The sequence below is a fragment of the Microbacterium sp. K36 genome, assembly GCF_004794355.1.
In the GTDB taxonomy this organism is placed as follows: Bacteria; Actinomycetota; Actinomycetes; order Actinomycetales; family Microbacteriaceae; genus Microbacterium; species Microbacterium paraoxydans_D.
The window spans coordinates 1-26097 of the sequence record NZ_SSDN01000021.1; the positions used below are offsets into that span (position 1 = coordinate 1).

Sequence of the window (26097 nt, forward strand, 5' to 3'; positions counted from 1 at the left end):
CGCCGATCCCGCCGGTGCCGCCGACCACTCCTCCGGCACCTCCCGCGGCTCCGCCCACGACGCCTCCGGCTCCGCCCGCGGCTCCTCCGGCTCCGCCGACCACGCCGAACGACCCCACGCAGCCGCCTGCGTGACGACGGCAGAAGAACCCCCGGTCTCCGGACCGGGGGTTCTTCGCGTCCATGGTCCCGGCGCGTCCCGGCATGCCGCTAACGTGGAGGCATGAACTCGTCGCACCGGAGGGCCGTTCACTCTCCGCCTTTCGCTCCGCGCCCCGTTCACCGCGACTCCGGTGCGGACCAGGAGAGCGAGTTCCACTACGATGTGTGAGTATCCTGCGCCCGCCCCATTCGCCGCAGGTCCATCGGAGGCAGTTCGTGGCTGAGACCAAGACGCACACCGTCACGGTTGCGCATCGTCCGTTGCTGCTGTCCTGGGCCGGGGTGACCGACCAGGGGCGGCGCCGAGAGACCAATCAGGACGCGCTGCTCGCCGAGTACCCGCTGTTCATCGTCGCGGACGGCATGGGTGGCCACGCCGGTGGCGAGATCGCCAGCCAGAGCACGGTCGCCCGACTGCGCGCGGTGGTGGACGCCGACGAGGTCTCTCCGTCCTCGATCGAGAAGGCGCTCTCTCTCGCGGTGGACGACATCGCCGGGCACCCCGACACCACCGATGAGGGCACGGGCACCACGCTCACCGGTGTGTACCTGGAAGAGCGGGACGGCGAACCACACTGGGTGGCGCTGAACATCGGCGATTCCCGCGTCTACCTTCTGCGCGACGATCGGCTCCTGCAGGTCACGACCGATCACTCCGTCGTGCAGGAGCTGATCGCCGCCGGCAAGCTCAGCCCGGAAGAGGCCGAGGGACACCCCTACAGCAACGTCATCACCCGTGCGGTGGGCGCGAGCGAGCTCACGGCGCCGGACTACATCACCATCGACGTGCGCCCGGGAGACCGGTTCGTCATCTGCTCCGACGGCCTCACGAAAGAGCTCACGGACTATGGCATCCAGCACTTCCTCCGGGCCCACGCCGACCCCGCCGAGAGCGTCGACGCGATGCTCGCCGCGGCACTCGACAACGGGGGCCGCGACAACGTCACGGTGATCGTCCTGCAGGTCGACGAACCCGACGACTCCTCCTCCCCATCAGCGGAGTCGGGAGAGTAGCGCTCCGCACCCTGTGGAAGGGCCGTATCCGCCCGGAGGATGAGCTCCACTGGAGTCATGGACCTCTCGCCTCTGCTCCTCCCGTCCGCGATACCGCCCGCCCGGCGCCGTGCGCTTCCCATCGTCGCCGCCGTCGTCCCGGTGGGCGTAGGCCTGGCTCTCTGGGGCGCGACCGGCGCCGTGCACGCGCTGTGGTTCGCAGCACTGGGGCCGCTGATGCTGGGGGCATCACTCGTCGACTCGGCCCGCGGTCGGCGGCGGGAGCGACGGCTCGATGCCGATCGGGTGAGCGCCGCATGGAGCGAGCTCGAGGCGGAACTGCAGCGTCGCCACGCACGCGAGCGGGCACAGGAGGAACAACGACATCCGGACGCCGCCTCCTGTGTGCGGGATCGCCCGTTGCGCGATGCGCGGCCGCCGGGCGAAGACACCTCGCTCGTCGTGGGACGCGGGTCCCGGGTCAGCACCGTGCGCTGCGAGGGGGGAGACGGCGAACGCGCCGACGACTTCCGCCGTCGATGCGGCGTCCTGGATGACGTGCCTCAGGTCGTCCCGCTCGGACGAGGGGTGTGTCTTCGCGGGCCCATGCCGCTCGTACAGGCCGCGGCACGCGGCTTCGTCGTCCAGCTCTGCCTGCGCTTCTCGCCGGGTGCGCTCTCTCTCGTCGTCGGCCCCGACGTGCGCGAGCCGGCCGCGGCGGCGTTTCCGCACGTGCAGCGGGCGCGACGCGGCGGGTTCCGGCTCGCTCTCGCTGCCGAGGCCTCGTCGGAGCCGAGTGCTGACGCCGTGATCTGGGTCATGCCGGCCGGCGCCGACGTGCCGGAGGGGATCACGACCGTGCTCGACATCGAGGAACCCGGTGCGGCGGTGCTGCGCACACCGGACGGCGTCGTCGAGCTCGACGTCGAGTTCCTGTCGTCCGCGCAGGCGGAGGCGGCCGCGGAGCTGTGCGGCGGGCAGGCGGACGCGGCTCAGGCGGATGCGCCAGTGGTGGTACTGCGAGACCTTCCGCAACCGCCGATCGGCACGGGCCTCCTCGTCGCCCTCGGTCGCGGAGCACACGGTGAGCCGGTGACCGCCGACATCGTCGACGACGGTCCGCACGCGATCGTCACGGGGATGACGGGCACGGGGAAGAGCGAACTCCTCATCACCTGGGTCGCGGCCATCTGCGCCGGGTACGGCCCGGACCGGGTGAACTTCCTCCTTGCGGATTTCAAAGGGGGAACCGCCTTCGAGCGCCTCCGGGACCTGCCGCAGGTCGTCGGCGTGCTCACGGACCTCGACGAGACGGAGGCACGGCGTGGCGTCGCGAGCCTGGCCGCGGAGATGCGTCGCCGCGAGAGCGCGCTGGCTGCGGCGCGGGCGCGCGACGTGCGTGAGACCGATCTTCCGCGGCTCCTGATCGTCGTCGACGAGTTCGCCGCGCTGCTGCAGGAGCATACGGAGCTGGCCGCGGTGTTCACCGACGTCGCGGCGCGGGGCAGAGCTCTGGGGATGCACCTGGTCCTCGGCACCCAGCGTGCCGCCGGGGTCATCCGCGACGCCCTCGCCACGAACTGTCCACTGCGGCTGAGTCTGCGCGTCGCCGAGGCCGCTGACAGCAGGGCCATGCTCGGCTCCTCCGGCGCGGCCGAGCTTCCGGGGGGACCGGAGGGCCGAGGCCGCGCGCTGCTGCGACGTCCGCAGGACGACGAGCCGTTGGCGGTGCGCATCGCCCTCACCGACGACGACGTCATCCGAAGCATCGGGCAGCGATGGGCCGGAGCGCAGGCATGCCCGCCGCCGTGGCAGCCCGCGCTCCCGGTACGCCTGCCGCTCCCCGCGCTGATCGAGCATGCAGCGTCCGCCGGGCTGTCCGGCACCGACTCCCGAGTCGTGCTCGGGCGTGCCGACGACCCCGAGCACCAGACGCAGCCTCTCGAACTCCTGCGCCCGGGCCGCGAACGCGGCCTGGTCGTCCTGGGCGCCCCGGGAACGGGAAGGACGACGGTGCTGCGGGTGATCGCGGCGCAGCATCCGGACAGCACATGGTTCCCCGACGACCCCGAGGCGGCGGTGGACCTGCTCGCCGCGTGGGCCGAGGGCGAGGTGGCACCACCCGACCTCGTGCTCGCCGACGATCTCGACCAGCTCCACGCGGTCCTCCCGCTCGAGGTCGGCCACGAGTTCGTCCAGCGTTGGGAGCAGGTGGTGCGATCAGCGACCGGCACCACCTGGGTGCTCACGGCCGGCCGGATGACGGGCCCGCTGGCACGGGTGCTGGAGGCGCTTCCGCGGCGCGCTCTCCTGCGGATGCCGACACGCGTGGAGCACCTCGCGGCGGGCGGTGAGGTGGCGCACTTCCGGCGCGACCGTCCGGCGGGGCGGGCTCTGCTCGGCGAGCGGGAGATGCAGTTCGCCTGGGTGGAGGGCTCCGGCGCCCTCCGCCGCAGCGGAGTGCCCAGGCGGGGCACCACCGCGTGGGTGCCGCAGACGGAGATGACGGCGTTGGTCACCCCCGGCGCGCCGGCCGTCGTCGCCGCGCTGATGACGGCGCACCCGGAGTGGGACGTGCGCTCGGTGGATTCGGAGGTGCGCGAGGCAGGGAAGCCGCTCGTGCTGGTAGCGGATGCGGAGACCTGGCAGCGTTACGTGGCCTTATGGCAGCACGTGCGGTCGCGCGGGGAAGTGCTCATCCGCGCCGAGCGGCCGAGCGAGCTCCGTCAGCTCGTCGGCGTCCGAGGCCTGCCACCCTACGCGCGGCCGGACGCCGGACGCGCCTGGTCCGTGATCGGGGACCGCCCGCCACGACGGGTTGTCCTTCCTGCGCTGGGGCGTCGGTGACCGTCCGTCGGCCGCGGCAGCGTTCGAGGCGGTCTGGTCAGATCCCTGCGCCCGGGCGGATGGCGCCGACGCTCGCCCCGCCTCCGTGCACCGTGAGCGGCAGCGCATCGCTCAAGGCAGCCACATCAGCGTCACTGAGCCCGCCCGCGCGAGCCAGCAGAGTCGCGGCGACGATGGTCGACGCGCGAGCGCCGCCGTCCAGCATCTTGAGCGCGACGGTCGTCCCGTCCGGAGCCACCATCACCATCACGCCCTCCGCGCCGCCCTTGGCGAAGACGCCGAGGCGTTCGATCGCGATCGTGTCGGGGCGCCCGGGGCCGTCGATGGTCCAAGGGTTTTCACGTACCGCCTTCACCAGGGAGCCGGCCACGCGGTGCAGTGCGAAGGGGGAGCGCTCGGAAGCGGTTCCGATGCGATGGATCGCGCGGGCCAGGCCCGTGAGGGTGAGGGCGTACACCGGGGCGCCGCAGCCGTCGATCGCGGTGTGGGCCATCTTCTCGCCGGTCAGTCGCTCGATGACGTCGCGGATGTGAGCCTGGAGCGGGTGCGCCGGGTCGAGATAGCCGTCTGTCGGCCAGCCGGTCGCGATGCAGGCGCGGAGCATGGCGGCGTGCTTGCCGGAGCAGTTCATCCGGACGCGCGCCTCCTGGCCGTGCTCCCGCACCATCTCGTCGCGGGTCGCGGAGTCGCTCGGCCACGCGGGAGGACACGCGAGGTCGTCCTCGTTGAGGCCGCCCGCGGTGAGTATCTCGCGCACGACCTCGGCATGCCGATCCGTCCCGGAATGGCTCGCGGTGGACAGGGCCAACTGCTCGCCCTCGAGCACGGCGCCCGCCGTCAGGCAGGCGACCGCCTGCAACGGCTTGAGGCTGGAACGCGGGAGGACCAGCGCCTCCGTGTTGCCGTGCCGCGCGACCACGTCGCCGTCGGGGGAGAGCACCACGGCCGCCCCGGCATGACGCGACTCGATGAAGCCGCTCCGCTCCACGACGGCGAGTTCGACGGAATCCTGAACGGTGAGAGTCTCCAGCACCCGACAACTCTACCGGCGGGTGTGGCTCCTCTCCGTCGAGGAGAGAGCCCCCGGGTGTCGGCGCCGCCTGACAGACTGGGCTCATGCCAGAGCAGACGACTCCGCGGCCCCTCGGCGAGCACCGGTACGCCCTCACCTCCACTTGGACGGGCAACACGGGAACCGGCACGAGCGGTTATCGCGACTACCGCCGTGATGTCACGATCGAGGTCGAGGGGAAGCCCGAACTGCTCGCGTCGTCCGACAAGCCCTTCCGTGGCGACCCGTCGCGCTGGAACCCGGAGGACCTCCTGCTGGCCTCCCTCTCCGAGTGCCACCTGCTGTCCTATCTGCACGCGTGCGTGACGGCCGGCGTCGTGGTCGTGTCCTATCGCGACACCGCGAGCGGCGTGATGCGCGAGAACGGCGCCGGTGGCGGGTCCTTCGTCGAGGTGCTGCTGCGGCCGGAGGTCGTCGTCGCCGAGGCGTCGATGATCGAGGCGGCCGAGCGGGCGCATGCCCAGGCGAACGAGTGGTGCTTCATCGCCAACTCGGTCAACTTCCCGGTCCGGCACGAGGCGACGGTGACGGCCGCCGGCTGAGTGAACCGCTCAGCGGCGCTCGTGCGGGAGCGCCTGTTTGATCTTCTCGATCGTGTTCTGCGCGGGCGCCTCGTTGTAGGTGCCCGCGAGCTCCTGCCCGGACAGGGCATGGATCGCGGCCATGATCTCGTCGGTCGCGAGTCGGCGCGCGCGGCCGCTCGTGGCCGGTCCGTGCGGGGACAGATCCAGGGGCTCCCCGAAGCGCACGGTGATCCGCTCGGACAGCGTGGGCATCTTGGCACCGACCGGCATGACCTTGTCGGTGCCGATGAGTCCCACGGGGACCACGGGGGCTCCCGTCTGCAGCGCGAGGAACGCCACGCCCGTGCGGCCCTTGTACAGTCGGCCGTCGGTCGAGCGGGTGCCCTCGGGGTAGAGCGCGACGGCGAGGCCCTCGTCGAGGAGCTGACGCTGCAGGTCGAGGGCATCGAGAGCCGCTTGACCGGCGCCGCGGCGGACCGGGATCGCGCCGATCGCCTCGAAGAACGTCTTGGAGGCCCACCCCTTCATGCCGGTGCCCTCGAAGTAGCTCGACTTGGCGAGGAAGTGCACGGGGCGCGGAGCCGCCACGGGGATGGCGATGGAGTCGATGAACGACAGATGGTTGCTGGCGAAGATCACCGGGCCGGTGGTGGGGACGTGCTCGCGTCCTTCGATGTGCGGCCGGTAGACGAGTCGGGCGAGCGGGGCGATGAGGCTGCGGCCCAGGGTGTAGGTGAAGCCGGCGCGCCGGGGCTTCGGGGAGTCCTCTGAGGGGGTTTCGGGGTCCACGGACTGCTCAGAGCTCATCAGAGCAGGCTACTCCCGGATCCATGCCGACGTGGGAATGAAGACTCGCGCCGCCGCTTCCCAGCGCGAGCAAAGGGCGATGAGGCAGGATGGAAGCTCCCGCCCGCGATCGTGAGGTCTTCCTGTGCGCACCCGTCCGCTGCTCGTCCTGTCCACCGTCGCTGCGGCGACCCTGCTGCTGGCGGGCTGCTCCGGGAACGGCGATCCGCAGAGCACCTCCTCTCCGGACGCCTCCGGGTCGAGCCAGTGCCTCGTGAACGCGAAGGCCGGCGACACCTCTGACGCCATCGAGGTCGACGGCGAAGGCCTCGACGCCAAGATCGTGGTTCCCGCCGATGCGGAGTTCGCGAACGTCGAGCGGACCGTCGTGTCCGAGGGCGAGGGAGACGATCTCGCGGCGAACGACCTCGTCTCCGTCCAGTACCAGATCGTCGATGCCGCCAGCGGCGACGTGGTCGACTCGTCGGCGCGCGGCGAGGACGGCACTCTCCCCGTGCTCCTTGACCCGAACCAGTCGTCGCTGTTCGTCGCCGCGCTGGAGTGCGAGCCGGTCGGATCCCGCGTCGTCCTCGCCATCCCCGGCAGCGCGCTCGGTGAGGGCCAGAGCAACATCGTCGTCTACGCCGAGGCCGTCGAGCGGCTCCCCGAGGTGGCGACGGGCGAGCCCGTCGAGCCGACCGCCGGCATGCCCGAGGTCGAGCTCGATGACGACGGCAAGCCGTCCGTTACGATCCCGGACGGCGACGCGCCGACCGAGACGAAGGTCTCCGTCCTCAAGCAGGGGGACGGCCCGACGGTCGCGTCCGGAGACCTCGTCGTCGTCCAGTACCTCGGCGTGAAGTGGTCGGACGGCGAGGAGTTCGACTCCAGCTGGAGCCGCGAGGCGACTCCGGCCCAGTTCCAGACCACAGGGGTCGTCGCCGGCTTCCAGAAGGCGCTCGAGGGTCAGAAGGTCGGTTCGCAGGTTCTCGTCGTCATGCCGCCGTCCGATGGCTACGGCGCGACCGAGGGCCACGAGCTGCAGGACGAGAGCCTCGTGTTCGTCGTCGACATCCTCGCGACGACTCCGGTCCAGCCGCAGCAGTAGCCGCCGTCTCGGACGGCGCAGGCACGTGTCCTAGGCTGGCGTCATGCGTCGCGTCATCATCCTCGGCTCCACCGGTTCCATCGGCACTCAGGCGCTGGATGTGATCCGCGCCAACCCTCGACGCTTCGAGCTCGTCGGTCTCGCCGCAGGGTCGAACGCCACGATGGTGTCCGAGCAGGCGGCGCAGTTCCAGGTGGAGCACACCGCTCTCGGTGCGGCGGAGGCGGAGCAGCTGGTCCGCGACGTCGAGGCCGACGTGGTGCTGAACGCCATCACCGGTTCGATCGGTCTCGGCTCGACGCTCGCTGCGCTGGAGGAGGGGCGGACCCTCGCGCTGGCGAACAAGGAGTCGCTGATCGTCGGCGGTGATCTCGTGCTCGCCGCGGCCGCGCCGGGTCAGATCGTGCCGGTGGACTCCGAGCACTCCGCCCTCGCGCAGGCCCTGCGCTCCGGTACGCACGACGAGATCCGTCGGCTGGTGGTCACGGCCTCCGGCGGGCCCTTCCGCGGGAAGTCGCGCGACGAGCTCACCACCGTCACGCCGCAGGAAGCGCTCGCGCACCCGACGTGGAACATGGGACGCACGGTCACCACGAACTCCGCCACGCTGGTCAACAAGGGTCTCGAGGTGATCGAGGCGCATCTGCTGTTCGATGTGCCGTACGACGACATCCACGTCGTCGTGCACCCGCAGTCGGTCGTGCACTCCATGGTGGAGTTCATCGACGGGTCCACCATCGCCCAGGCCTCTCCGCCGGACATGCGGCTGCCGATCTCGCTGGGCCTGGACTGGCCGCACCGGGTGGGTGGGGTGGGCCGGCCGCTGGACTGGACCTCCGCCACGTCGTGGACGTTCGAGCCGCTCGACGACATCGCCTTCCCCGCGGTGGCGCTCGCGAAGGCCGTCGGACGTGCCGGAGGCACCTTCCCCGCGGTCTACAACGCCGCCAACGAGCAGGCGGTGGACGCGTTCCACGAGGGACGCCTGTCTTTCCTCGGCATCGTCGACACCGTCCAGCGCGTCGTGGACGCGCACGACGCGCCGGATGCGCTGACCGTGGAGTCGCTCGCAGCGGCGGAGGACTGGGCGCGGCGGAAGGCCGACCAGCTCATCGCCGTCGCCTGACGCGAGGCGGGCTCAGTCCTCGTCCGGGTAGGGCACGGGCCAGCGCGGCTCCGGGACCGGCCAGCCGGCGGCCTTCAGCGCACGCCGGGAGAGCTCGCGGGCGGAGTACGGCGTCCGCACCCCGCGGATGTCGCGGTAGTCCTGGTGCCCGGGTCCCGCCCAGAGGATCGCGTCGCCGTCGCCGACGAGCCCGACGGCAGCCACGATCGCGGCCTCCGGCGGGGAGTACTCGTGGATCTCGGCGTCAGGCCGGGCGCGACGGGCGCCCTCGACGAGCGTCGCGCGGATCGACGCCGGGTCCTCGAACCGCGGGTGATGATCGGTCACGACGAGGATGTCGCTGCCCTCCACCGCGGTGCGGGCCATGTCGAAGCGCTTGCTGGCGTCCCGGTCTCCGTCGGCGCCGAAGAGCATGAGCACCTTGCCGGGGGTCACCCGCCGCACGGCCGCCAGGGTCTTCTCGAAGGCATCGGGCGAGTGGCCGAAGTCGACGAAGACCGCCGGTCCTCGCGCGCCTGAGACGAGCTGGGTGCGACCGGGCAGGTAGGCGTGGATGCCGCCGTCGCGCTGCAGGGCTTCGACAATGCGTTCCCAGGCATAGCCGCCTTCGAGCAGCATGACGATCGCGAGCGCCGCGTTCGCCGCCATGTGCGGACCGATCACTGGCACCGTCGTGGTGAGCGTGCCGGCCGGTCCCGTCATCGTGAACGTCGTGCCGGTCGTCCGCTCGTCGTCGATGACGACCACCCAGTCGGCCTGCGTCGCAGCGTCGGCGTCGGCCGCGATGGAAGGGGTCCCGACGGTGACGACGGGGATCTCGGAGCGCTCGACGACCAGGGCGCCGGAGGGGGAGTCGAGGCAGACGACGCCGCGCACGGCACGGTCGGGGCGGAAGAGAGGCAGCTTCGCCTCGAAGTACTCCTCCATGTCCGCGTAGTCGTCGAGGTGGTCGTGGCTGAGGTTGGTGAACCCCGCGACGTCGAATCGGATGCCGTCGACGCGGTGCCGGGACAGGGCCTGGGCGCTGACCTCGACTGCGACGGCCTCGACCTCGCGCTCGCGCATGAGCGCCAGGAGGGCGTGCATCTCGGAGGCCTCGGGGGTGGTGAGCCGCGAGACGATGACCTCACCCGCGATGTGCCGTTCGGCGGTGGAGGAGAGCCCGGTGACGACGCCCATCTGGTCGAGGATGCCCTCGAGGAGGTGGGAGACGCTCGTCTTGCCGTTCGTCCCGGTGGTCGCGAACAGGAGGGGGAGCGGATCCTCCGCGCCCGTGCCGTACACCCAGGCGCTCAGCGCGCCGAGCACGCCGCGGGGATCGTCGACGATGAGGATCGGGAGGCCGGCGTCGGCGGCGATGTCGGCACCCGCCTGGTCCGTGATCACCGCGACCGCTCCCTTCTCGGCGGCGGTCTTCGCGAAGTCCGCGCCGTGGCGGTTCACGCCGCGGATCGCGACGAACGCCTCGCCGGGACGCAGGTCCGCCGTGGCGAGGGTGATGCCACTGAGAGCGACGCCGTCCACGTCGCCACGCACGGAGCGGGCGAACAGGGAGGCGAGTTCGGACAGCTCGCGCCGGGGCGGGTTCGCCGGGCGGAGCACGGGGGGCAGGGTCGGCTGTTGTTCCATCGACATGTCGTCTCCATGTTCTCACGACGACGGTGTCGGCTCGGGCGGGTCGGTCCGCCGCGCGCCGGAGTCGGGCGCGGCGGACCTCGGGTCAGGCGCGGCGGCGGAAGGCGAGCATCGCGACCACGAGCGCCGCGACACCGGCGAGGAGGCCGCCGGCACCCAGGGCGATGCCCAGCGCGTCGTCGCCGTCGTCAGCCGTCGCGGGCTGCGGCGCGGCGCTCGTGCCGTGACCGTCCGCGGTGCCGTCCGTGACCGTCACGACAGGGGCAGGGGAGTCGAGGTCGTGCGGGTCCTCACCCTTCTCGGCGAGCTGCGTCCACTCGGTCGCGCCCTCCACGCACTGCTGGACCACCGGGAAGGCGAGCGTCTCGGGCGTGTCCTCGTCCAGACCCACCGACATGCTCACGGCGCCGCGCAGATCGGTCGGCACCGGGGTGAGGGCGGTGTACGTGACGGCGCTCACGAGACCGTCGTCGCCGCGCTCGACCTGGATCGTCCAGTCGCCGTCGAGCGTCGGGGCGACCGAGGCGAGGCCGTCCGGCATGGTGATGCGCAGGGCCGTGGTGGGCGAGGTGCCGCAGCCGTGTGAGAACGAGAAGGTCAGGACGCCGTGGTCGCCCGCGGCGAGCTCGTCGGGGCTGACGCTGACGTGCGCCCCGGCCATCGCGGGGACGGCGAGGGCGAGGGCGAGTCCACCGATGATGCCGGTGGCTCCGAGGAGGGTGCGGCGCGGACGACGGGGACGGATGGTGGTGTTCGACATGGGGTCTCCAGATGCTCGTGTGCGGGCGCACCGGAACAGCGCAGCCCGGAAGGGAGGGCCGTCGAGCGGGGACGGCCGGAGGGAGGGACGGCTCAGCCGCCGACGAGCACCGGAGGACCGCGTCGCGAGACCACGGCGGTCGTCGCGACGTCGAGCGGAGGGAGGAGGGCGGAGCGCAGCGGACGCGGGGGTGCCGGAGGCGTGGTGGCGGGTGCCGTCCCGCGCCGGAGGGCGGCCAGGAACCAGCGGGCGATCGTGCGCAGCACGCTCTCGCCATGCCACAGCAGCACCGTCGTCAGCAGGGCGGCTGCGAGGTGGGCAGACAGCATCAGCGCTCCCGGCCCTGGGGCCGGTGACAGCGGGCCGAGCGCGCTCAGGTCGAGGTGGTGGGAGTGGGCGCCGAGGCCGGGGGCATCTCCGGCGGTGGGAGCGCCCAGAAGCTGGAAGAGCATGTGGAACGCGCCTTGCGCCAGGATCACGGCCACCGCGACCCTCGCGCGCGACGACCGACGGCCGACCACGGCGGCGGAGAGGGGCACGAAGAGCGCGGCGACGGCGGCGATGAGCAGCGGGTGCGGGGCGGCCCCGCCGGCGAGCGTGTGGGAGACGGCCGCGAGGAGTGTGGCGATCGCGGACACGGCGGCGGCGCGGAGGAAGCGCAGCTGCCGGGACGTCATCGTGCCAGCCTAGCGACGCTGCGCGAGCCGGGCGGATTCCTAGGCGGCGGGCAGTAGCGTTGGCCTGTGGAATTCCTGCTCTATCTGGGCGGCATCGTGTTCATGCTGATCGGCCTCGGCCTCTCGATCGGTCTGCACGAGGTCGGCCACCTCGTCCCCGCGAAGCTCTTCGGCGTGCGTGTCGGCCAGTACATGATCGGCTTCGGGCCGCGCCTGTGGTCGAAGCGGATCGGCGAGACGGAGTACGGCTTCAAGCTGCTGCCCCTCGGCGGTTTCATCTCGATGTCGGGCATGTATCCGTCGTCGAAGGACAGCGGGCCGGCATCCGGGGCGTTCCGCACGCTCATCCAGGACGCGCGCTCGGCCAACGACGAGACGATCGCGGAGGGCGCCGAGGACCGGGTCTTCTACAAGCTGCCGGTGTGGAAGCGCGTGATCGTGATGCTCGGTGGGCCGCTCATGAATCTCGTGCTGGCCGTGGTCATCTTCACCGTCCTCGTCAGCGGGATCGGTGTGCAGCAGGGCACCACGACGGTCGCGGCGGTGAACGAGTGCGTGGTCCCCGCATCGTCGACGGCGACCGAGTGCGGGGCCGACGATCCGGAGTCTCCCGCCGCGGCGGCCGATGTGCAGCCCGGCGACGTCCTCGTGGCGATCGACGGGAAGCCGGTGTCGACCTTCGCCGAGGCCACCGCCATCGTCCAGGCCTCACCGGGCGAGCCCCTCGCCCTCGTCGTGCGCCGGGACGGCACCGAGCGGACGCTGACCCTCACTCCCATCGCCGCGGAGCGCACCATCACGGATGCGAGCGGGCAGCCGGTGCTCGACGACGACGGCGAGCCCGTCGTGAAGGAGGTCGGCTATGCGGGGATGATCGCGCAGATGGGCTACGTGCAGCAGCCGCTGACCGCCGGCCCGGAGCTGGCGGCGGACACCGTCGCGCGGGTCGGCTCGCTGATCGTCACCCTGCCGGTGCGGCTGTGGGACGTCGGGGTCTCGCTGGTGACGGGTGGCGAACGCGATCCGAATGGACCGCTGAGCGTCGTCGGCGTCGGGCGCCTCGCGGGCGAGGTGGCCGCGACGGACGCTCCGGTGCTGAACCGCTTCGCCGTGCTGCTCGGCCTCCTCGGCTCGCTCAACGTGGCGCTCTTCGTCTTCAACCTCATCCCGCTGCTGCCGCTCGACGGCGGGCACATCGTCGTCGCGCTGTGGGAGGGGGTCAAGCGGGTGTGGGCGAAGCTCTTCCGACGGCCGCCGCCGGCGCCGGTCGACGCCACCAAGCTCGTGCCGCTGACCGTCGTCGTCGCGACGCTGCTGATCGCGATGGGCGCGCTCCTGCTCGTGGCCGACCTGTTCAACCCGGTCAAGCTCCTGGGCTGAGCGGCCGGAACGCGCTCAGGCCAGGGCGTGCGCCGCCAGGCGCTCCAGCGTGCGGATGCCGTCGCGGGACAGGATCGATTCGAGGTGGCCCTGCACCGATGCGAAGCCGTCGCCGCGCAACGCGTAGACGTCTCCGGTTACCGGATCGGCGGAGACCTCGGCCGCGCCCACCGAGGTCACTCCGGGATCGACCCGTGCCGTGAAGGTGTTGTAGAACCCGATCGAGGCGTCCTCGCCGAAGACCGGCACGGCCTTCTGCAGTCCCTGATGCGGAGCGTCGAGAGGCGTCAGCGCGATCCCCATCCGGTCCGCCAGGATCTGGTGGCTCAGGCACACCGCGAGCAACGGCGACTGTGCCTGCAGGCGGGCCGCCACGACCTCGCGCATCCGGGCGATGCGCGGGCTCGTGCCGTCGCGCGGGTCTCCCGGACCGGGGCCGGCGACGACGAGATCGGCCGTCTCGACCGCCTCGTCGTCCACCGTGTCCCAGGAGGCGATCGTCACGTCGAGCCCGAGATGGCGCAGCTGGTGCGCGAGCATCGTCGTGAAGCGGTCCTCCGCGTCGACGACGAGGGCGGATCGGCCGGAGAACGGACCCGTGAAGTCCTCGCCCTGCGGGTTCAGCCAGAACTCGGCGAGGCGGGCGTTGCGCGAGGAGAGCAGCGCGGCGACGTCCGGGTCGTCGGCGAGGCGCCGGGGCTCACCGGGGGCGTCGGCGTCGCTCCGCGCCTCGGCCACACGGTCCCGGTCGATCGCACCGATGGCTCCCAGCACGCCCGCCGCCTTGCCGTGCGTCTCGGAGACCTCGCCATGCGGGTCCGAGTGACGGACGAGGGTCGCGCCGACCGGAACGCTCAGCGCGCCGTCCTGCAGGTACACGGTGCGGATGAGGATCGGGGCGTCGAGGTCGTGACCGCCGTCGCCGTTCGGGGTGAACAGCGCGGCCACCCCCGAGTAATAGCCCCGGGGCTTGCGCTCGTGCCGCCGGATCACGGCGCAGGCGTTCTGCATGGGGGAGCCGGTGACGGTCGGGGCGAACATCGTCTCGCGGAGGATGTCCCGCGGGTCCAGCCCGCTCCGTCCGCGCAGCATGTACTCGGTGTGCGTCAGCCGCGACATCTCCTTGAGATGCGGGCCCGTGATGCGTCCGCCGTCGGCGCAGACGGCGCTCATCATCTTGAGCTCCTCGTCGACGACCATGAACAGCTCCTCGGTCTCCTTGGTCGACGTGAGGAAGTCGGTGAGCGTCTCCTTCGTCGCGCCGCCCGCCGGATGCCGGAAGGTGCCCGAGATGGGATTCATGGTGACGATGCCCTCGCGGGCCACGACATGCGCCTCGGGGCTCGCGCCCACCGCGATGTGACCGGGGGTGACGACCGCGAACGTCCAGTAGGCCCCGCGCTCGTGGGTGAGGAGCGCTCGGAACCAGGTGAGCGCCGCGGTGCGCTCATCGGCGTCGACGGTCGCGGTGAAGTCCCGGCGGATGACGAAGTTCGCGCCTTCGCCTCGGCCGATCTCCTCGGCGATCACCGTCTCCACGATCGCGGCGTACTCCTCGTCGGCGATGTCGAAGCCCTCGTCACGCAGGGGGACCGGGGAAGAGGGGAGCGCGTCGAGCACGGCGGCGGTCGGCAGGTCGAGGTGCTCCGCGACGACGAGGCAGCGCAGCGGGGTGCCGTCGTCTTGAGCCACGAAGCCGCGCTCGCGGACCTGTCGATACGGGACGAGCGCGAAGACCTCCCGCGGCTCTCCGTCGATGGTCAGCGGGATGTCGGCGAGCAGCTCGACGTCGGTCACGTCGCCGGTGAGCAGCTCCACGGTGTCCGCGCCGTCTCGGGCGATCAGCACGAAGGACGCGGTGGGATCGGCGCTGAGCTCGTCGAGGCGAGAGAGGGTCATCGATGTCTCCTGTGCGAGGGCTCCGGCTCGGCGCAACGAAAAGACCGCCCCGGAGGCGGTCTGGATTCGAGGGAACGCGAACACACCGCCTAGGAGGCGGGCCACCAGGTGATGTGCGCGATCATTGGGGCGAAACTACCACACCCGCCGCATCCAGCCCTTCCGCATCCTGGCGGCGTAGGCTGGGATCGTGCCAGCAGTGAATCTTGGGATGCCGAAGGTCCCCGAAGTCCTCGCCCCGCGTCGCAAGTCCCGCCAGATCAAGGTGGGCAAGGTGCTCGTCGGCGGCGATGCGCCCGTCAGCGTGCAGTCGATGACGACGACGAAGACCACCGACATCAACGGGACGCTGCAGCAGATCGCGGAGCTCACCGCCTCGGGCTGCGAGATCGTGCGCGTCGCCGTGCCCTCGCAGGACGACGCCGATGTGCTGCATATCATCGCGAAGAAGAGCCAGATCCCGGTCATCGCCGACATCCACTTCCAGCCGAAGTACGTCTTCCAGGCGATCGACGCCGGCTGTGCGGCCGTGCGCGTCAACCCGGGGAACATCCGCAAGTTCGACGACCAGGTCGGCGAGATCGCGAAGGCCGCCAAGGACGCGGGCGTCTCGCTCCGCATCGGCGTGAACGCGGGTTCGCTCGACCGCCGCCTGCTCGAGAAGTACGGCAAGGCCACGCCGGAGGCCCTCGTCGAGAGCGCCGTCTGGGAGGCGTCGCTGTTCGAGGAGCACGACTTCCACGACTTCAAGATCTCGGTCAAGCACAACGACCCGGTCGTCATGGTCAAGGCCTACCGTCAGCTCGCCGAGCGGGGCGACTGGCCGCTGCACCTCGGCGTGACCGAGGCGGGACCGGCCTTCCAGGGCACGATCAAGAGCGCGACCGCCTTCGGCATCCTGTTGGGGGAGGGGATCGGCGACACCATCCGCGTGTCCCTGTCCGCCCCGCCGGCCGAGGAGGTCAAGGTCGGTCACCAGATCCTCCAGTCCCTCAACCTCCGAGAGCGCAAGCTCGAGATCGTCTCGTGCCCCTCGTGCGGTCGGGCTCAGGTCGATGTGTACACGCTCGCGGAAGACGTCACCGAGGGGCTCAAGGAGATGACGGTGCCGCTGCGCGTCGCGGTCATGGGCTGCGTCGTGAACGGCCCGGGCGAGGCGCGCGAGGCCGATCTCGGCGTTGCCTCCGGTAACGGCAAGGGACAGATCTTCGTCAAGGGAGAGGTCATCAAGACCGTCCCGGAGGCCGACATCGTCGCCACTCTCATCGAGGAGGCGAACCGCATCGCCGCCGAGATGGGACCGGACGCTCCGCTCGGCACCGCCCAGGTCGTCACCGCCTGATCCGAGGAGCACCATGCCCGACTTCCTCCTGCCCGCACCAGTCCAGGCGATGGTCGACGCGATCAACGCCGGAGACACCGAAGCGTTCGTCGCTGCGTTCACGCCGGACGGCTTCGTGAGCGATTGGGGCACCGTGAAAGCCGGTGCCGACGGCGTGCGCGGCTGGGCGGACAGCGATGCGATCGGCGCCGGGGCGCGGATGACCGTGCTCTCGGCCGCCACGGACGGCGACACCACGCGGATCCGCTTCGGCTGGTCCAGTCGCGTCTTCAACGGGGAGTCGGACGGGATCTTCGTCGTCCACGGCGACCGGCTCGCCAGCTTCACGATCCCGCCGTCCCACTGACGCCCTGTGCCTGATCGGCACCATCGTTCCGTCGTCTCTCCGAGGAGCCCCATGACCACGCCCACGATCGTCACCTTCCCGGACGGCAGCCTCCGCGGAGATGCCGTGGTGACCCATGTGGCCGACGACGCGGACGGGACGGTGGTCGTCGTCGACGCCACCCCGTTCCACCCGGTGGACCACACCTGGCCCGACCAGCCCGGCGACACCGGCGTGCTGTCCGGCGAGGGCGGAGCCGTCCGGGTGGCCGAGGCGCTCATGGCGGCGGTGTCGGATGACGGCGCGTTCGCGGTGGGCAGCGCGATCCCCGTCAAGCGAGGAACCGAGGGGTGGACCTGGCTGGTCGCCCACCGGCTCGATGGTGTGGCGCCGACCTGGCTCGCGGAGGGTGCTCCCGCGTCCCTCGTCGTCGACGAGGAGCATCGCGCCGGCCTCAGCCGCGGTCACACCGCGTGCCACCTCGCCTCCCTCGCTCTCGATCTCGCCGTCGCGGACCTCTGGCGCAAGGACCCCGGGGAGGATGCGCTGGGCAATCCCGACTTCGAGGGACGGGCGAACCAGTCCAGCCGCATCCATGAGGACGGCGCCGTCGACGAGTACCGCCTGGGCAAGAGCCTGCGTCGTGCGGGCTTCGACACCGAGACGTTCGCGGCCACGCTCGCAGACCGGGAGCAGCGCATCAACGCACAGCTCGCCGCGTGGGTCTCCTCCGCTGCCCCGAGCCGCATCGAGGTGGACGGACAGACGATCGTGGACCGGCGGCGCTGGCACTGCGCGCTCCCCGAGGGCGAGGCCGTGATCCTCTGTGGCGGCACCCACGTCCGTTCCCTCGCGGAATTCGCCGCCATCACGGTGACCCTGGATCTGTCCGACCCCCAGCTCCTCGTGATGACGACGACCGCGACTCCCGCCTCCTGAGCCCTCGCTCCTCAGGCGTTCGCGCGAGGACAGGCGTCAGCGGCCGGTGTCGCCTGTTGTCGCGTGCCTGCCTGCTCCCGCGATGAGGTCAGCGCACGAACCCCGCCTGCAGCCGGCCGCCCGCGAGTTCCAGTTCCTCGCCGACCCGCGCCGCGAAGCCGGAGAAATCCCCGGCGAGCAGCGGAGCGCTGAGCCGATCCGCGCGCTCGGGACTCCACGCGCGCAGACGTCGGGGGAGCCACTTCCCAGAACCGATCCACTGTCCGTCGGCCAGCAGCATCAGCTCGGCGATGCGCTCGAACAGCAGGCCGGCCACGACATGCTGCTCGAGAGGGTCCGTGGCGTCCTGGAGGTCGTCGAGCAGATCGGTGATGACATACCGCCGGAATCGTGACTCCGTCTCGCCCAGGACGGGGCCGGCGGCGAGCACCGCACCCCACCGGGCCCGCAGGCCGTCGAGCCCGGGGCAGGGGCGCACCGGCACGCCCTCCACGAGCATGTGGACGATGACGGGTCGATGCTGTGCGATGCCGCGGTGGGCCCATGTCTCGAACCCTGCCGCTGTGTAGGCGAACACCTCGAGGACCTCGCCTTCGAACTCGAAGGTGGCGGCTTCGCTCCCCTGGGCGTCGTCGGCGAAGAGGTCGTCGTCGATGAGCAGGAGATCGATGTCGCTCGTGTGTGTGCGCTCGCTGCGGGCCGTGCTCCCGGCGACGATCGCGATGCGTGCGCGCGGATACCGCGCGGCGAGGAAGCGCTCGATGCGCTCGGCCTGATACATCTCGACAGGGTATCCGGCGGGAGCACAGGCGATCGCGGCTGCACAGGCAGTCGTGCGTGGGGGTGCCTGACTCCGGGCGTCCGCCTGATCCGGCGGAGTCAGTCGGCGAGCTCGATCTCGCCCGCCGCGATGTCCACACGGACGACGCGCAGCCGCACCACATCGCCGGGCTTTGTGTCGGGGGTCACCGGCGCGGTCGTCGTCACGGCGGGCTCCGCGATCTGGACGGCGGCCCGCTCGCCCCGGAGCTCGATGACCGTCGCCTCGACCGTCTGCCCGATCTGGGGAGTGAGGAGCGCGGCCTCGACCCGGTTCACGGTGTCCGCGTCCAGCTGCGACGCCCGTCGGCCCGAGTCCTGCATGAGCGCGGGGAGGTCGCCGAGGGAGGAGCGCACCCACTCCGGCACGGGCTGCCCTGTCGAGACGGCGAGGCAGATCGCGAGGACCCAGCGGTCGACGAGCCTCCGGAGGGGAGCGGTCGCATGTGCGTACGGGGCGCCGATAGCGGCCTGCACGGCGTCGGCGGGCGGCTCCCCGTCGAACACGAGGTACCCCGCGCCGCGGAACAGCGAGGCGGCGGCTTCCAGCACGGGAAGGGTCATCGGGTCGGAGCGGTCGAGGCTCCGAAGATACTCGCCGTAGGTGCCCGTGGTCCAGGGGCGCCCGAGCGCCTCCGTCTGGTGCCGGAAGGCCGCGAACGCCGTCTCGTCGGGTTCCGGCATCGTGCGGAGGATGCCGACGCCTGCGTCGATCATGAGCGTCGCGGCCGCCATCCCGGTCATGAGCGACAGCTGAGCGTTCCACTCCTCGACGGGCAGCGGGCTGCGGCGCTCGATCGCATAGGAGCCGTCGGCGGTGCGCACGACCTCCTCGTCCGGGACGTTGAGGCTGGCTCCACCGCGCCCGCGCTCCTGTTCGAGGCGGAGGGCACCGATCTCCGGCAGCAGGGCCGCGGGGCCGCCGTCGCCCCGGTCCAGGGCATCCTGGGTGGACGCGTAGTCGAGCTGGGCGCGGGAACGGATGAGGGCGCGCTCCAACCGGAAGTCGGTCACGCTCCCCGCCGCGTCCAGGGTGAACGTCCACACCAGGGCGGGGCGGTCGACATCGGGGAGCAGCGAGGCGCGGTCCTCGCTGAGCACGGGCGGATGCAGCGGGATCGTGCCGTCCGCGGCGTACAGGGTCTGTCCGCGCCGACGGGCCTCCGCATCCACGGCGCCTCCCGGTACGACGAACCCCGGCACGTCCGCGATGGCGTACCGCACCCGATAGCCGTCGCCGTCCCGGTCGAGGTGGAAGGCCTGGTCGAGGTCACGGGCGCCCGCCGGATCGAGGGTGGCGAACGGGACATCCGTGAGGTCGAGCTCCGGGGTCGTCGCCGAGGCGGCTTCCGCCTCCGCGAGCACATCGGCGGGAAACGCCGTCGGCGTCTCCAGGTTCTCCCGGAGGGTCGAGAGCGCCGCAGCGAGCTCGGTCTGTGCGGCGGAGGGGGCGACATGCGAGCGGCGCTGGGGCATGCCGCCAGCCTAGGTCGAGCACCGGGACGATCCGCCGCAGCCGGCCCGCGTGCCCACATCGGCCGCTAGCGTGGGGACATGACCACTGCTGCCAAGGCCCAGACCCTCGTCGGACTCTATGACGCCCCGGAGATCCTCCGTGTGGTGAACGTGTGGGACGTCGTCTCCGCACGCGCCGTCGCCGCACTGCCGGAGACGAAGGCGATCGCCACCGCCGGTCACGGCATCGCCGCGTCGTTCGGCTACGACGACGGAGACACCCCGCGCGACGTCATGATCGACATGGTCGGGCGAATCGCCGCGTCCGTCTCCGTCCCCGTCACCGCCGACCTGGACGACGGGTACGGGGATGCGGGAGAGACCACCCGCCTCGCGATCGCGGCCGGCGTCGTCGGCGCGAACGTCGAGGACCGCCTCAAGCCGCTCGACGAATCGGTCGCCGTCGTCGAGGCCATCGTGAAGGCCGCGGAGGCGGAGGGCGTGCCGTTTGCCCTCAACGCCCGCACCGACGCGTTCGTGCGTGCCGGGTCGCGCCCCGTGGAGCAGAGCATCGCGGATGCGATCCAGCGCGGTCGCGCCTTCCTCGATGCGGGTGCCACCGCGGTCTTCGTCCCTGGCATCCTCGATGCGAACGTCACGCGGCAGCTCGTCGAGGGCATCGGAGAGCGCAAGGTCAGCGTGATCGGCATCCCCGGGGCGCTCGCCGCCTCCGAGTACGAGAAGCTCGGCGTGGCCCGCATCTCCTACGGTCCGCTGCCGCAGAGAGTGGCGCTCACGGCCCTGCAGGAGCTCGCCGAGAGCCTCTACGGCGGCGGCGTCGTGCCGCAGGGACTGCCGGCCCTCAACTGAGCGACGAGGAGGGTGACCACGGCTCACTACACTTGAGCCGTGGTCACTCGTCTTTCGAACTTCTTCCTCCGTACGCTCCGTGAAGATCCTGCCGGTGCCGAGGTCGCCAGTCACAAGCTGCTGATCCGCGCCGGGTACATCCGACCGCAGGCCGCGGGCATCTTCGCGTGGCTGCCGCTGGGTCTGCGCGTCAAGGCGAAGATCGAGACCGTCATCCGCGAGGAGATGGCCGCCGCCGGCGCGCAGGAGGTGCACTTCCCCGCGCTGATGCCGCGGGAGGCGTATGAGGCCACCGGGCGCTGGGACGAGTACGGCGATCTGCTGTTCCGCCTCCAGGACCGCAAGGGCGGGGACTACCTGTTGGCGCCGACGCACGAGGAGGCGTTCACGCTGCTCGTGAAGGACCTGTACTCGTCGTACAAGGACCTGCCGCTGACGATCTTCCAGATCCAGGACAAGTACCGCGACGAGGCCCGGCCGCGCGCCGGGCTCCTCCGCGGCCGCGAGTTCACGATGAAGGACGCCTACTCCTTCGACGCCTCCGACGAGGGGCTGGACGCGAGCTACCAGGCGCAGCGGGACGCGTATGAGCGCATCTTCCAGCGGCTGGGCCTCGAGTACGCGATCGTGCAGGCCGATGCGGGGGCCATGGGCGGTTCGCGCAGCGAGGAGTTCCTGCACCCGACCCCCGTGGGCGAGGACACGTTCGTCCGCAGCGCCGGCGGTTACGCGGCCAACGTCGAGGCCTTCAGCACGCCCGTCCCGGCTCCGGTCCCGTTCGACGCCGACGGCGCCCCCGTGGTCTTCGACTCGCCCGACACCCCGACCATCGAGACGCTCGTGGCGCACTGCAACCGCGAACTCGACGGCGAGTACACCGCGGCCGACACGCTCAAGAACGTCGTGCTCGCCCTGAAGCACCTCGACGGCACCCGCGAGCTCGTGATCGTCGGCATCCCCGGCGACCGCGAGGTGGACGAGAAGCGCGCCGAGGTGGCCTTCGCCCCGGCCGAGGTCGAGACCGCCACCGCGGACGACTTCGAGAACAACCCGCTCCTGGTGAAGGGGTACATCGGTCCGTGGTCGCCCACGGGCGCCGTGCTGGGCGAGGAGTCCGCCACGGGCATCCGCTACCTCGTCGACCCCCGCGTGAGCGAGGGCACCAGCTGGGTCACCGGCGCGAACATCGACCAGAAGCACGCGCACTCGGTCGTCGCCGGGCGCGACTTCGAGGCAGATGGCATCGTGGAGATCGCGAACGTGCGCGCCGGCGACCCGGCGCCCGATGGCTCCGGTCCGGTCGAGCTCGCCCGCGGCATGGAGATCGGTCACGTCTTCCAGCTCGGGCGGAAGTACGCGGAGGCGCTCGGCCTCAAGGTCCTCAACGAGAACGGCAAGCTCGTCACGGTGACCATGGGGTCGTACGGCATCGGCGTCACGCGGATCCTGGCGATCATCGCCGAGCTGAACAACGACGACAAGGGCCTGATCTGGCCGGCCTCGGTCGCGCCGTTCGACGTGCAGGTCGTCGCCGCGGGGCGCGACCAGGTCGCCTTCGACGTCGCGGAGGACCTCTCCGCACAGCTCGAGGCCGCCGGGCTCGACGTGCTCTACGACGACCGTCCGAAGGTGTCTCCCGGGGTCAAGTTCGGTGATGCAGAGCTCGTCGGCGTCCCGAAGATCGTGATCGTCGGCCGGGGCGCCGCCGACGGCCAGGTGGAGTTCTGGGACCGTCGCACGGGCGAGCGCGAGGCGGTCTCGGTCGCCGAGGCCGTGGAGCGGCTCTCCGCCACGCGCTGACCCGGCGCCGCCGGTGGCTCAGCAGGTGATGCGGCCGTGGTTCATGATGTCGTCGTCCGGGGTGTCTCGGGTCGCGAGCGCCTTGAGCGCCCCGGCGGCCATCGCGACCTTGCCCTTCGCCGGCTCCCAGAACTCGGCGACGACCGGGGTCACCGTGAGCAGGGCGATGCCGGGGGTCTCCAGCCCGTCCTCGAACCAGATGTCGAGGGAGGGGGAGTAGAGCTCCTCCATCTTCGCGCGGTCGTGGACGACCTCGGCGGTGCCGGCGACGGACACGTAGCGCATGCCCTTGGCGTCGCAGTAGGCGAGACCGACATCGTGGTGACGCCGCGCCTCCTCGACCTTCTCCGTGTCCTCCGCGGTGAAGAACCAGATGGCACCCGCCTCGTCCATCTGCCTGGTCGACATGGGACGGCTGACGAGGTTCCCGTCGGGGTCGGTGGTGGTGAGCATGGTGAAGTCGATGTCCTCCACGAGCTCCTTGATGCGGGCGAGGGCGTCGGGACCGGTGATCTCTGTCATGTCGCCATGGTGATGCCGCCGTCGACGACGGGCACGGGCGTTGACACCGCATCCCGGCCGTGCTGTGGAGCGCGGAGCGCGGAACCCCGGCGTTGCGTCCCGCCGGCCGGATGCCGCGTGGGACGCTGGGGGCATGACCGAGGAACCGCTGCCGGCCGCTCTGAGCGACGAGATCAACCATGTGCTGGACGAAGCGGGGGTGTCCTCGGACCGTCGGCTCGTGATGCGGATGCTCCGCACGGCGCTGCTCCTCGGTGAGGACGACACCGACCGCCTCGACCTCAAGATCGCCTCCGCCGCCCTAGCCGAGATGCGCGATGCCTTCCGCCTCTTCGCTCCGTTCCGCGGGGTGCCGAAGGTGACCGTCTTCGGGTCCGCTCGCACCCTCCACGACGACCCGCTGTACCTGCAGGCGCGGGATGTCGCCGCGGCGCTCGCGAGCGACGGCTGGATGGTCGTCACCGGCGCCGGCCCCGGGATCATGCAGGCCGCCGCCGAGGGGGCGGGGCCGGCGCTGTCGCTCGGCGTCTCCATCCGGCTCCCCTTCGAGGAGAAGGCGAACAGCCTCGTCGCGGGAAGCGATCAGGTCGTCGCGATGAAGTACTTCTTCACCCGCAAGCTCATGCTCATCAAGGAATCCAGCGGCTTCATCTGCCTTCCGGGCGGGTTCGGCACGCTCGACGAGATGTTCGAGCTGCTCACCCTGCAGCAGACGGGGAAGGCCGAGCCGACGCCGATCGTGCTGCTCGACGAGAAGGGCGGATCGTTCTGGCAGGGCATGCGGCGCTTCGTCGACGAGCACCTCGCGCCGATGGGGGTGATCTCCCCCGGGGACTTCGATCGCGTCGTCATCACCGACTCGGTCGAGGAGGCCCGCGCCGAGATCACCGGGTTCTGGCGCAACTACGACTCGCTGCGGTGGGTCGGGGACACGCTCGTGCTGCGGCTCAAGGCCGAGCCGACGGACGCCGAGATCGAGGAGCTCAACGTCCGATTCGCGACGCTTCTGTCTTCCGGGCGCATCGAACGGACGGCTCCGCGTTCCCCCGAGGTGGCCGACGACGACCGGCTCGACCTCCCGCGCCTCGCCCTGCACCTGGATCAGCGTCAGGTGGGCAACCTCTTCCGGCTCATCGGCGCCCTCAACGCGCTCCCGTCCGCGCCGAAGGACTGACCAGGCGCGGGACTGTCCGCCGGGACAGGCACCTGCGCGGAAGCAGGCTGCTCGCGCTCAGAGAGCCTGCTGTCGCGCGACGGCCTGTGCCGGCGGAGGCCGGATGGCCCGGGCGCGCGGCACACGGTATCGTTGTACGGATGTCGCGCGTGCATTCGGGCGCGACGAGAGCTGAATAGGGAGGCCGTCATGGACATCGAACTGAGTCTGCTGCGAGGGATCGAGAAGGAGAAGGCGATCCCGTTCGACGAGCTCGTCTCGATCATCGAGCAGGCGATCCTGACCGCGTACTCCAAGCACGTCTCGCCCGACGGCGCGACGCCGGAGGGCGTCCGCGTGCACCTCGACCGCAAGACCGGCCACGTCGCCGTCCTCCAGGTCGTCCGCGACGACGAGGGTGCGATCATCGGCGAGGAGGAGGCGACGCCGGACGACTTCGGGCGCATCGCCGCATTCGCCGCCAAGCAGGTCATCAGCCAGCGCCTCCGGGACATCGCGGACGACGCCGTCCTCGGGGAGTTCAAGGGCAAGGAGGGCGACATCGTCGCCGGCGTGATCCAGCAGGGGCCGAACCCGCGCATGATCCACGTCGACCTCGGCTCCGTCGAGGCCATCCTCCCGCCCGAGGAGCAGGTGCCCGGCGAGGAGTACGCGCACGGGTCCCGGTTGCGCGTCTACGTCACCAGCGTCGCCAAGGGGCTCAAGGGTCCGCAGATCACCGTCTCGCGCACGCACCCGGGCCTGGTCCGCAAGCTGTTCGCGCTCGAGGTGCCCGAGATCGCGGCCGGCCTGGTCGAGATCGTCGCGCTGGCCCGCGAGGCCGGGCACCGCACCAAGATCGCGGTGAAGGCGAACGACCCGGCCATCAACGCCAAGGGCGCGTGCATCGGCGAGATGGGGCGCCGTGTGCGGGCCGTCACGGAGGAGCTGGCGGGGGAGAAGATCGACATCGTCGACTACGACGCCGACCTGCCCACGTTCGTGGCGCACGCGCTGTCGCCGGCGAAGGTCACGAGCTCGTTCCTCCTCGACGCGAGCACCAAGGCCGTCCGCGCCCTCGTGCCGGACTACCAGCTGTCGCTCGCCATCGGCAAGGAGGGTCAGAACGCGCGTCTGGCCGCCAAGCTCACCGGCGCCAAGATCGACATCCAGCCGGACAGCGTCCTCGACTGATCCCTGTCGGTCCTCGACGCCACGCCCGGTGGCGGCGAGGACGGACGGAACGCAGGTGTAAGATGGAACCCGTACGAACGTGCGTCGGTTGCCGCACGCGTGCTCCCCGCTCCACTCTGCTCAGGGTGGTTGCCCAGAACGACACCCTCATCCCCGATGAGCGTGCTGTCCTGCCGGGGCGTGGCGCGTGGGTGCATCCGACACCCGAGTGCATGGAAGCCGCTCTGCGGCGTCGAGCTTTCGGAAGAGCACTGCGTGTGACCACTCAGCTGGACACACGGATCTTCGAACAGCACCCACCAAGAAACAAAGGCTGAACAGCTATGGAAACAAAGTGAACGGCTCGAAATGAGACCCGTCCGCGACTAGTGGTCTGCCCTGTCTGGGCAGACCGACCCAGACAGGAGAATTGTGGCTGGTAAACCACGCGTACATGAGATCGCCGCCGAACTCGGCGTCGACAGCAAGGTCGCACTTGCGAAGCTCAAGGAACTCGGCGAGTTCGTGAAGAGCCCGTCCTCGACGGTCGAGCCCCCGGTGGCGCGCAAGCTGCGCGCCGCGATCGAGGCCGACCCGTCCCTGAAGGCGGCCTCCGAGCCCGCTGCGGCGAAGCCCGCGGCGAAGCCGGCACCGAAGTCCTCGGGGCCGACCCCCGGTCCGAAGCCCGGCCCCAAGCCGGGTCCCGCGGCTCCTGCCGCTCCGGCACCGGC

At 71.1% G+C, this 26097-nt stretch carries 25 protein-coding genes; 15 read left to right on the plus strand and 10 right to left on the minus strand.

Annotated features, from left to right (window positions below; all coding sequences use genetic code 11):
- Positions 1 to 205 (minus strand): hypothetical protein (locus DW296_RS16570; RefSeq protein ID WP_205807753.1); only part of this gene is annotated, 205 nt, incomplete at its 3' end.
- A gap of 172 nt (positions 206 to 377) precedes the next feature.
- On the opposite strand from DW296_RS16570, the gene DW296_RS00685 reads away from it, so the two are divergent.
- Positions 378 to 1175, plus strand: coding sequence for a PP2C family protein-serine/threonine phosphatase (locus tag DW296_RS00685; RefSeq protein ID WP_136050655.1), 798 nt, complete (start codon positions 378 to 380; stop codon positions 1173 to 1175).
- A 57-nt stretch (positions 1176 to 1232) separates the two neighbouring features.
- A complete protein-coding gene (locus tag DW296_RS00690; protein ID WP_136050656.1) occupies positions 1233 to 4001 on the plus strand; it encodes an FtsK/SpoIIIE domain-containing protein in 2769 nt (922 codons plus the stop codon).
- A gap of 37 nt (positions 4002 to 4038) precedes the next feature.
- Here the strand turns inward: DW296_RS00690 and DW296_RS00695 are convergent, their stop codons facing one another.
- Positions 4039 to 5034, minus strand: coding sequence for an asparaginase (locus tag DW296_RS00695; protein WP_136050657.1), 996 nt, complete (start codon positions 5032 to 5034; stop codon positions 4039 to 4041).
- An 83-nt stretch (positions 5035 to 5117) separates the two neighbouring features.
- On the opposite strand from DW296_RS00695, the gene DW296_RS00700 reads away from it, so the two are divergent.
- The gene (locus DW296_RS00700) at positions 5118 to 5615 is read left to right on the plus strand and encodes an OsmC family protein (protein WP_136050658.1); all 498 of its coding nucleotides are present in this window, start codon (positions 5118 to 5120) and stop codon (positions 5613 to 5615) included.
- Between the two features lie 9 nt (positions 5616 to 5624).
- Here DW296_RS00700 and DW296_RS00705 read toward each other — a convergent pair whose 3' ends face one another.
- Positions 5625 to 6404, minus strand: a complete 780-nt coding sequence (locus tag DW296_RS00705; RefSeq protein WP_136050659.1) for a lysophospholipid acyltransferase family protein — start codon at positions 6402 to 6404, stop codon at positions 5625 to 5627.
- A gap of 124 nt (positions 6405 to 6528) precedes the next feature.
- On the opposite strand from DW296_RS00705, the gene DW296_RS00710 reads away from it, so the two are divergent.
- Positions 6529 to 7491 (plus strand): FKBP-type peptidyl-prolyl cis-trans isomerase, encoded by a 963-nt coding sequence (locus DW296_RS00710; RefSeq protein ID WP_136050660.1) that lies wholly within the window; start codon positions 6529 to 6531, stop codon positions 7489 to 7491.
- Between the two features lie 43 nt (positions 7492 to 7534).
- Positions 7535 to 8617, plus strand: coding sequence for a 1-deoxy-D-xylulose-5-phosphate reductoisomerase (dxr, locus tag DW296_RS00715; protein WP_136050661.1), 1083 nt, complete (start codon positions 7535 to 7537; stop codon positions 8615 to 8617).
- 12 nt (positions 8618 to 8629) lie between these two features.
- On the opposite strand, the gene DW296_RS00720 is transcribed toward dxr, so the two are convergent.
- The 3 genes from DW296_RS00720 to DW296_RS00730 all read right to left on the minus strand — a co-directional run bounded on the left by DW296_RS00720 (position 8630) and on the right by DW296_RS00730 (position 11689).
- Positions 8630 to 10246 (minus strand): Mur ligase family protein, encoded by a 1617-nt coding sequence (locus tag DW296_RS00720; RefSeq protein ID WP_205807758.1) that lies wholly within the window; start codon positions 10244 to 10246, stop codon positions 8630 to 8632.
- Between the two features lie 91 nt (positions 10247 to 10337).
- Complete coding sequence (locus DW296_RS00725; protein WP_136050662.1) at positions 10338 to 11012, minus strand: YcnI family copper-binding membrane protein; 675 nt, start codon at positions 11010 to 11012, stop codon at positions 10338 to 10340.
- Between the two features lie 92 nt (positions 11013 to 11104).
- Positions 11105 to 11689: a hypothetical protein gene (locus DW296_RS00730; protein WP_136050663.1), complete on the minus strand. Its 585-nt coding sequence runs from the start codon at positions 11687 to 11689 to the stop codon at positions 11105 to 11107.
- A 66-nt stretch (positions 11690 to 11755) separates the two neighbouring features.
- On the opposite strand from DW296_RS00730, the gene DW296_RS00735 reads away from it, so the two are divergent.
- Positions 11756 to 13069: a M50 family metallopeptidase gene (locus DW296_RS00735; RefSeq protein WP_136050664.1), complete on the plus strand. Its 1314-nt coding sequence runs from the start codon at positions 11756 to 11758 to the stop codon at positions 13067 to 13069.
- A gap of 15 nt (positions 13070 to 13084) precedes the next feature.
- On the opposite strand, the gene DW296_RS00740 is transcribed toward DW296_RS00735, so the two are convergent.
- The gene (locus tag DW296_RS00740) at positions 13085 to 14968 is read right to left on the minus strand and encodes a chorismate-binding protein (protein WP_136050665.1); all 1884 of its coding nucleotides are present in this window, start codon (positions 14966 to 14968) and stop codon (positions 13085 to 13087) included.
- 211 nt (positions 14969 to 15179) lie between these two features.
- Between DW296_RS00740 and ispG the strand changes: the two genes are divergently transcribed.
- From ispG to DW296_RS00755, 3 genes are read left to right on the plus strand one after another with little or no spacing between them, the layout of a single operon-like run.
- Complete coding sequence (gene ispG, locus DW296_RS00745; protein ID WP_025103167.1) at positions 15180 to 16310, plus strand: flavodoxin-dependent (E)-4-hydroxy-3-methylbut-2-enyl-diphosphate synthase; 1131 nt, start codon at positions 15180 to 15182, stop codon at positions 16308 to 16310.
- Between the two features lie 13 nt (positions 16311 to 16323).
- Positions 16324 to 16656, plus strand: a complete 333-nt coding sequence (locus tag DW296_RS00750; protein WP_136050666.1) for a nuclear transport factor 2 family protein — start codon at positions 16324 to 16326, stop codon at positions 16654 to 16656.
- A 51-nt stretch (positions 16657 to 16707) separates the two neighbouring features.
- A complete protein-coding gene (locus tag DW296_RS00755; protein WP_136050667.1) occupies positions 16708 to 17574 on the plus strand; it encodes a hypothetical protein in 867 nt (288 codons plus the stop codon).
- An 88-nt stretch (positions 17575 to 17662) separates the two neighbouring features.
- On the opposite strand, the gene DW296_RS00760 is transcribed toward DW296_RS00755, so the two are convergent.
- The gene (locus DW296_RS00760; RefSeq protein WP_136050668.1) at positions 17663 to 18355 is read right to left on the minus strand and encodes a hypothetical protein; all 693 of its coding nucleotides are present in this window, start codon (positions 18353 to 18355) and stop codon (positions 17663 to 17665) included.
- 98 nt (positions 18356 to 18453) lie between these two features.
- Positions 18454 to 19869, minus strand: a complete 1416-nt coding sequence (locus DW296_RS00765; protein ID WP_136050669.1) for an RNB domain-containing ribonuclease — start codon at positions 19867 to 19869, stop codon at positions 18454 to 18456.
- A 78-nt stretch (positions 19870 to 19947) separates the two neighbouring features.
- On the opposite strand from DW296_RS00765, the gene DW296_RS00770 reads away from it, so the two are divergent.
- A complete protein-coding gene (locus DW296_RS00770; protein WP_136050670.1) occupies positions 19948 to 20718 on the plus strand; it encodes an isocitrate lyase/PEP mutase family protein in 771 nt (256 codons plus the stop codon).
- A gap of 39 nt (positions 20719 to 20757) precedes the next feature.
- Positions 20758 to 22518: a proline--tRNA ligase gene (locus tag DW296_RS00775; protein WP_136050671.1), complete on the plus strand. Its 1761-nt coding sequence runs from the start codon at positions 20758 to 20760 to the stop codon at positions 22516 to 22518.
- A gap of 18 nt (positions 22519 to 22536) precedes the next feature.
- On the opposite strand, the gene DW296_RS00780 is transcribed toward DW296_RS00775, so the two are convergent.
- Complete coding sequence (locus tag DW296_RS00780) at positions 22537 to 23040, minus strand: pyridoxamine 5'-phosphate oxidase family protein (RefSeq protein ID WP_136050672.1); 504 nt, start codon at positions 23038 to 23040, stop codon at positions 22537 to 22539.
- A 133-nt stretch (positions 23041 to 23173) separates the two neighbouring features.
- On the opposite strand from DW296_RS00780, the gene DW296_RS00785 reads away from it, so the two are divergent.
- From DW296_RS00785 to DW296_RS00800, 4 genes are all read left to right on the plus strand, one after another.
- Complete coding sequence (locus DW296_RS00785; RefSeq protein ID WP_136050673.1) at positions 23174 to 24214, plus strand: LOG family protein; 1041 nt, start codon at positions 23174 to 23176, stop codon at positions 24212 to 24214.
- A 189-nt stretch (positions 24215 to 24403) separates the two neighbouring features.
- Positions 24404 to 25387 carry a transcription termination factor NusA gene (gene nusA, locus DW296_RS00790; RefSeq protein ID WP_136050674.1) on the plus strand — a complete coding sequence of 328 codons (984 nt, stop codon included), beginning with the start codon at positions 24404 to 24406 and terminating at the stop codon, positions 25385 to 25387.
- 62 nt (positions 25388 to 25449) lie between these two features.
- On the plus strand, positions 25450 to 25704 hold the full coding sequence (locus DW296_RS00795; RefSeq protein ID WP_081811550.1) for a YlxR family protein: 255 nt from the start codon (positions 25450 to 25452) through the stop codon (positions 25702 to 25704).
- A gap of 94 nt (positions 25705 to 25798) precedes the next feature.
- A partial coding sequence (locus tag DW296_RS00800) for a translation initiation factor IF-2 N-terminal domain-containing protein (RefSeq protein WP_205807755.1) occupies positions 25799 to 26097 on the plus strand: 299 nt, incomplete at its 3' end.

Bases quoted from the DNA above. Each gene is read 5' to 3' on its own strand.
- DW296_RS00725 (WP_136050662.1), bottom strand. From the start codon at position 11,012: ATGTCGAACACCACCATCCGTCCCCGTCGTCCGCGCCGCACCCTCCTC.
- DW296_RS00690 (WP_136050656.1), top strand. From the start codon at position 1,233: ATGGACCTCTCGCCTCTGCTCCTCCCGTCCGCGATACCGCCCGCCCGG.
- DW296_RS00720 (WP_205807758.1), bottom strand. From the start codon at position 10,246: ATGGAACAACAGCCGACCCTGCCCCCCGTGCTCCGCCCGGCGAACCCG.
- dxr (WP_136050661.1), top strand. From the start codon at position 7,535: ATGCGTCGCGTCATCATCCTCGGCTCCACCGGTTCCATCGGCACTCAG.
- DW296_RS00705 (WP_136050659.1), bottom strand. From the start codon at position 6,404: ATGAGCTCTGAGCAGTCCGTGGACCCCGAAACCCCCTCAGAGGACTCC.
- DW296_RS00760 (WP_136050668.1), bottom strand. From the start codon at position 18,355: ATGTATCAGGCCGAGCGCATCGAGCGCTTCCTCGCCGCGCGGTATCCG.
- ispG (WP_025103167.1), top strand. From the start codon at position 15,180: ATGCCGAAGGTCCCCGAAGTCCTCGCCCCGCGTCGCAAGTCCCGCCAG.
- nusA (WP_136050674.1), top strand. From the start codon at position 24,404: ATGGACATCGAACTGAGTCTGCTGCGAGGGATCGAGAAGGAGAAGGCG.
- DW296_RS00795 (WP_081811550.1), top strand. From the start codon at position 25,450: ATGGAACCCGTACGAACGTGCGTCGGTTGCCGCACGCGTGCTCCCCGC.
- DW296_RS00755 (WP_136050667.1), top strand. From the start codon at position 16,708: ATGACCACGCCCACGATCGTCACCTTCCCGGACGGCAGCCTCCGCGGA.
- DW296_RS00780 (WP_136050672.1), bottom strand. From the start codon at position 23,040: ATGACAGAGATCACCGGTCCCGACGCCCTCGCCCGCATCAAGGAGCTC.
- DW296_RS00730 (WP_136050663.1), bottom strand. From the start codon at position 11,689: ATGACGTCCCGGCAGCTGCGCTTCCTCCGCGCCGCCGCCGTGTCCGCG.
- DW296_RS00700 (WP_136050658.1), top strand. From the start codon at position 5,118: ATGCCAGAGCAGACGACTCCGCGGCCCCTCGGCGAGCACCGGTACGCC.
- DW296_RS00740 (WP_136050665.1), bottom strand. From the start codon at position 14,968: ATGACCCTCTCTCGCCTCGACGAGCTCAGCGCCGATCCCACCGCGTCC.
- DW296_RS00770 (WP_136050670.1), top strand. From the start codon at position 19,948: ATGACCACTGCTGCCAAGGCCCAGACCCTCGTCGGACTCTATGACGCC.
- DW296_RS00765 (WP_136050669.1), bottom strand. From the start codon at position 19,869: ATGCCCCAGCGCCGCTCGCATGTCGCCCCCTCCGCCGCACAGACCGAG.
- DW296_RS00750 (WP_136050666.1), top strand. From the start codon at position 16,324: ATGCCCGACTTCCTCCTGCCCGCACCAGTCCAGGCGATGGTCGACGCG.
- DW296_RS00785 (WP_136050673.1), top strand. From the start codon at position 23,174: ATGACCGAGGAACCGCTGCCGGCCGCTCTGAGCGACGAGATCAACCAT.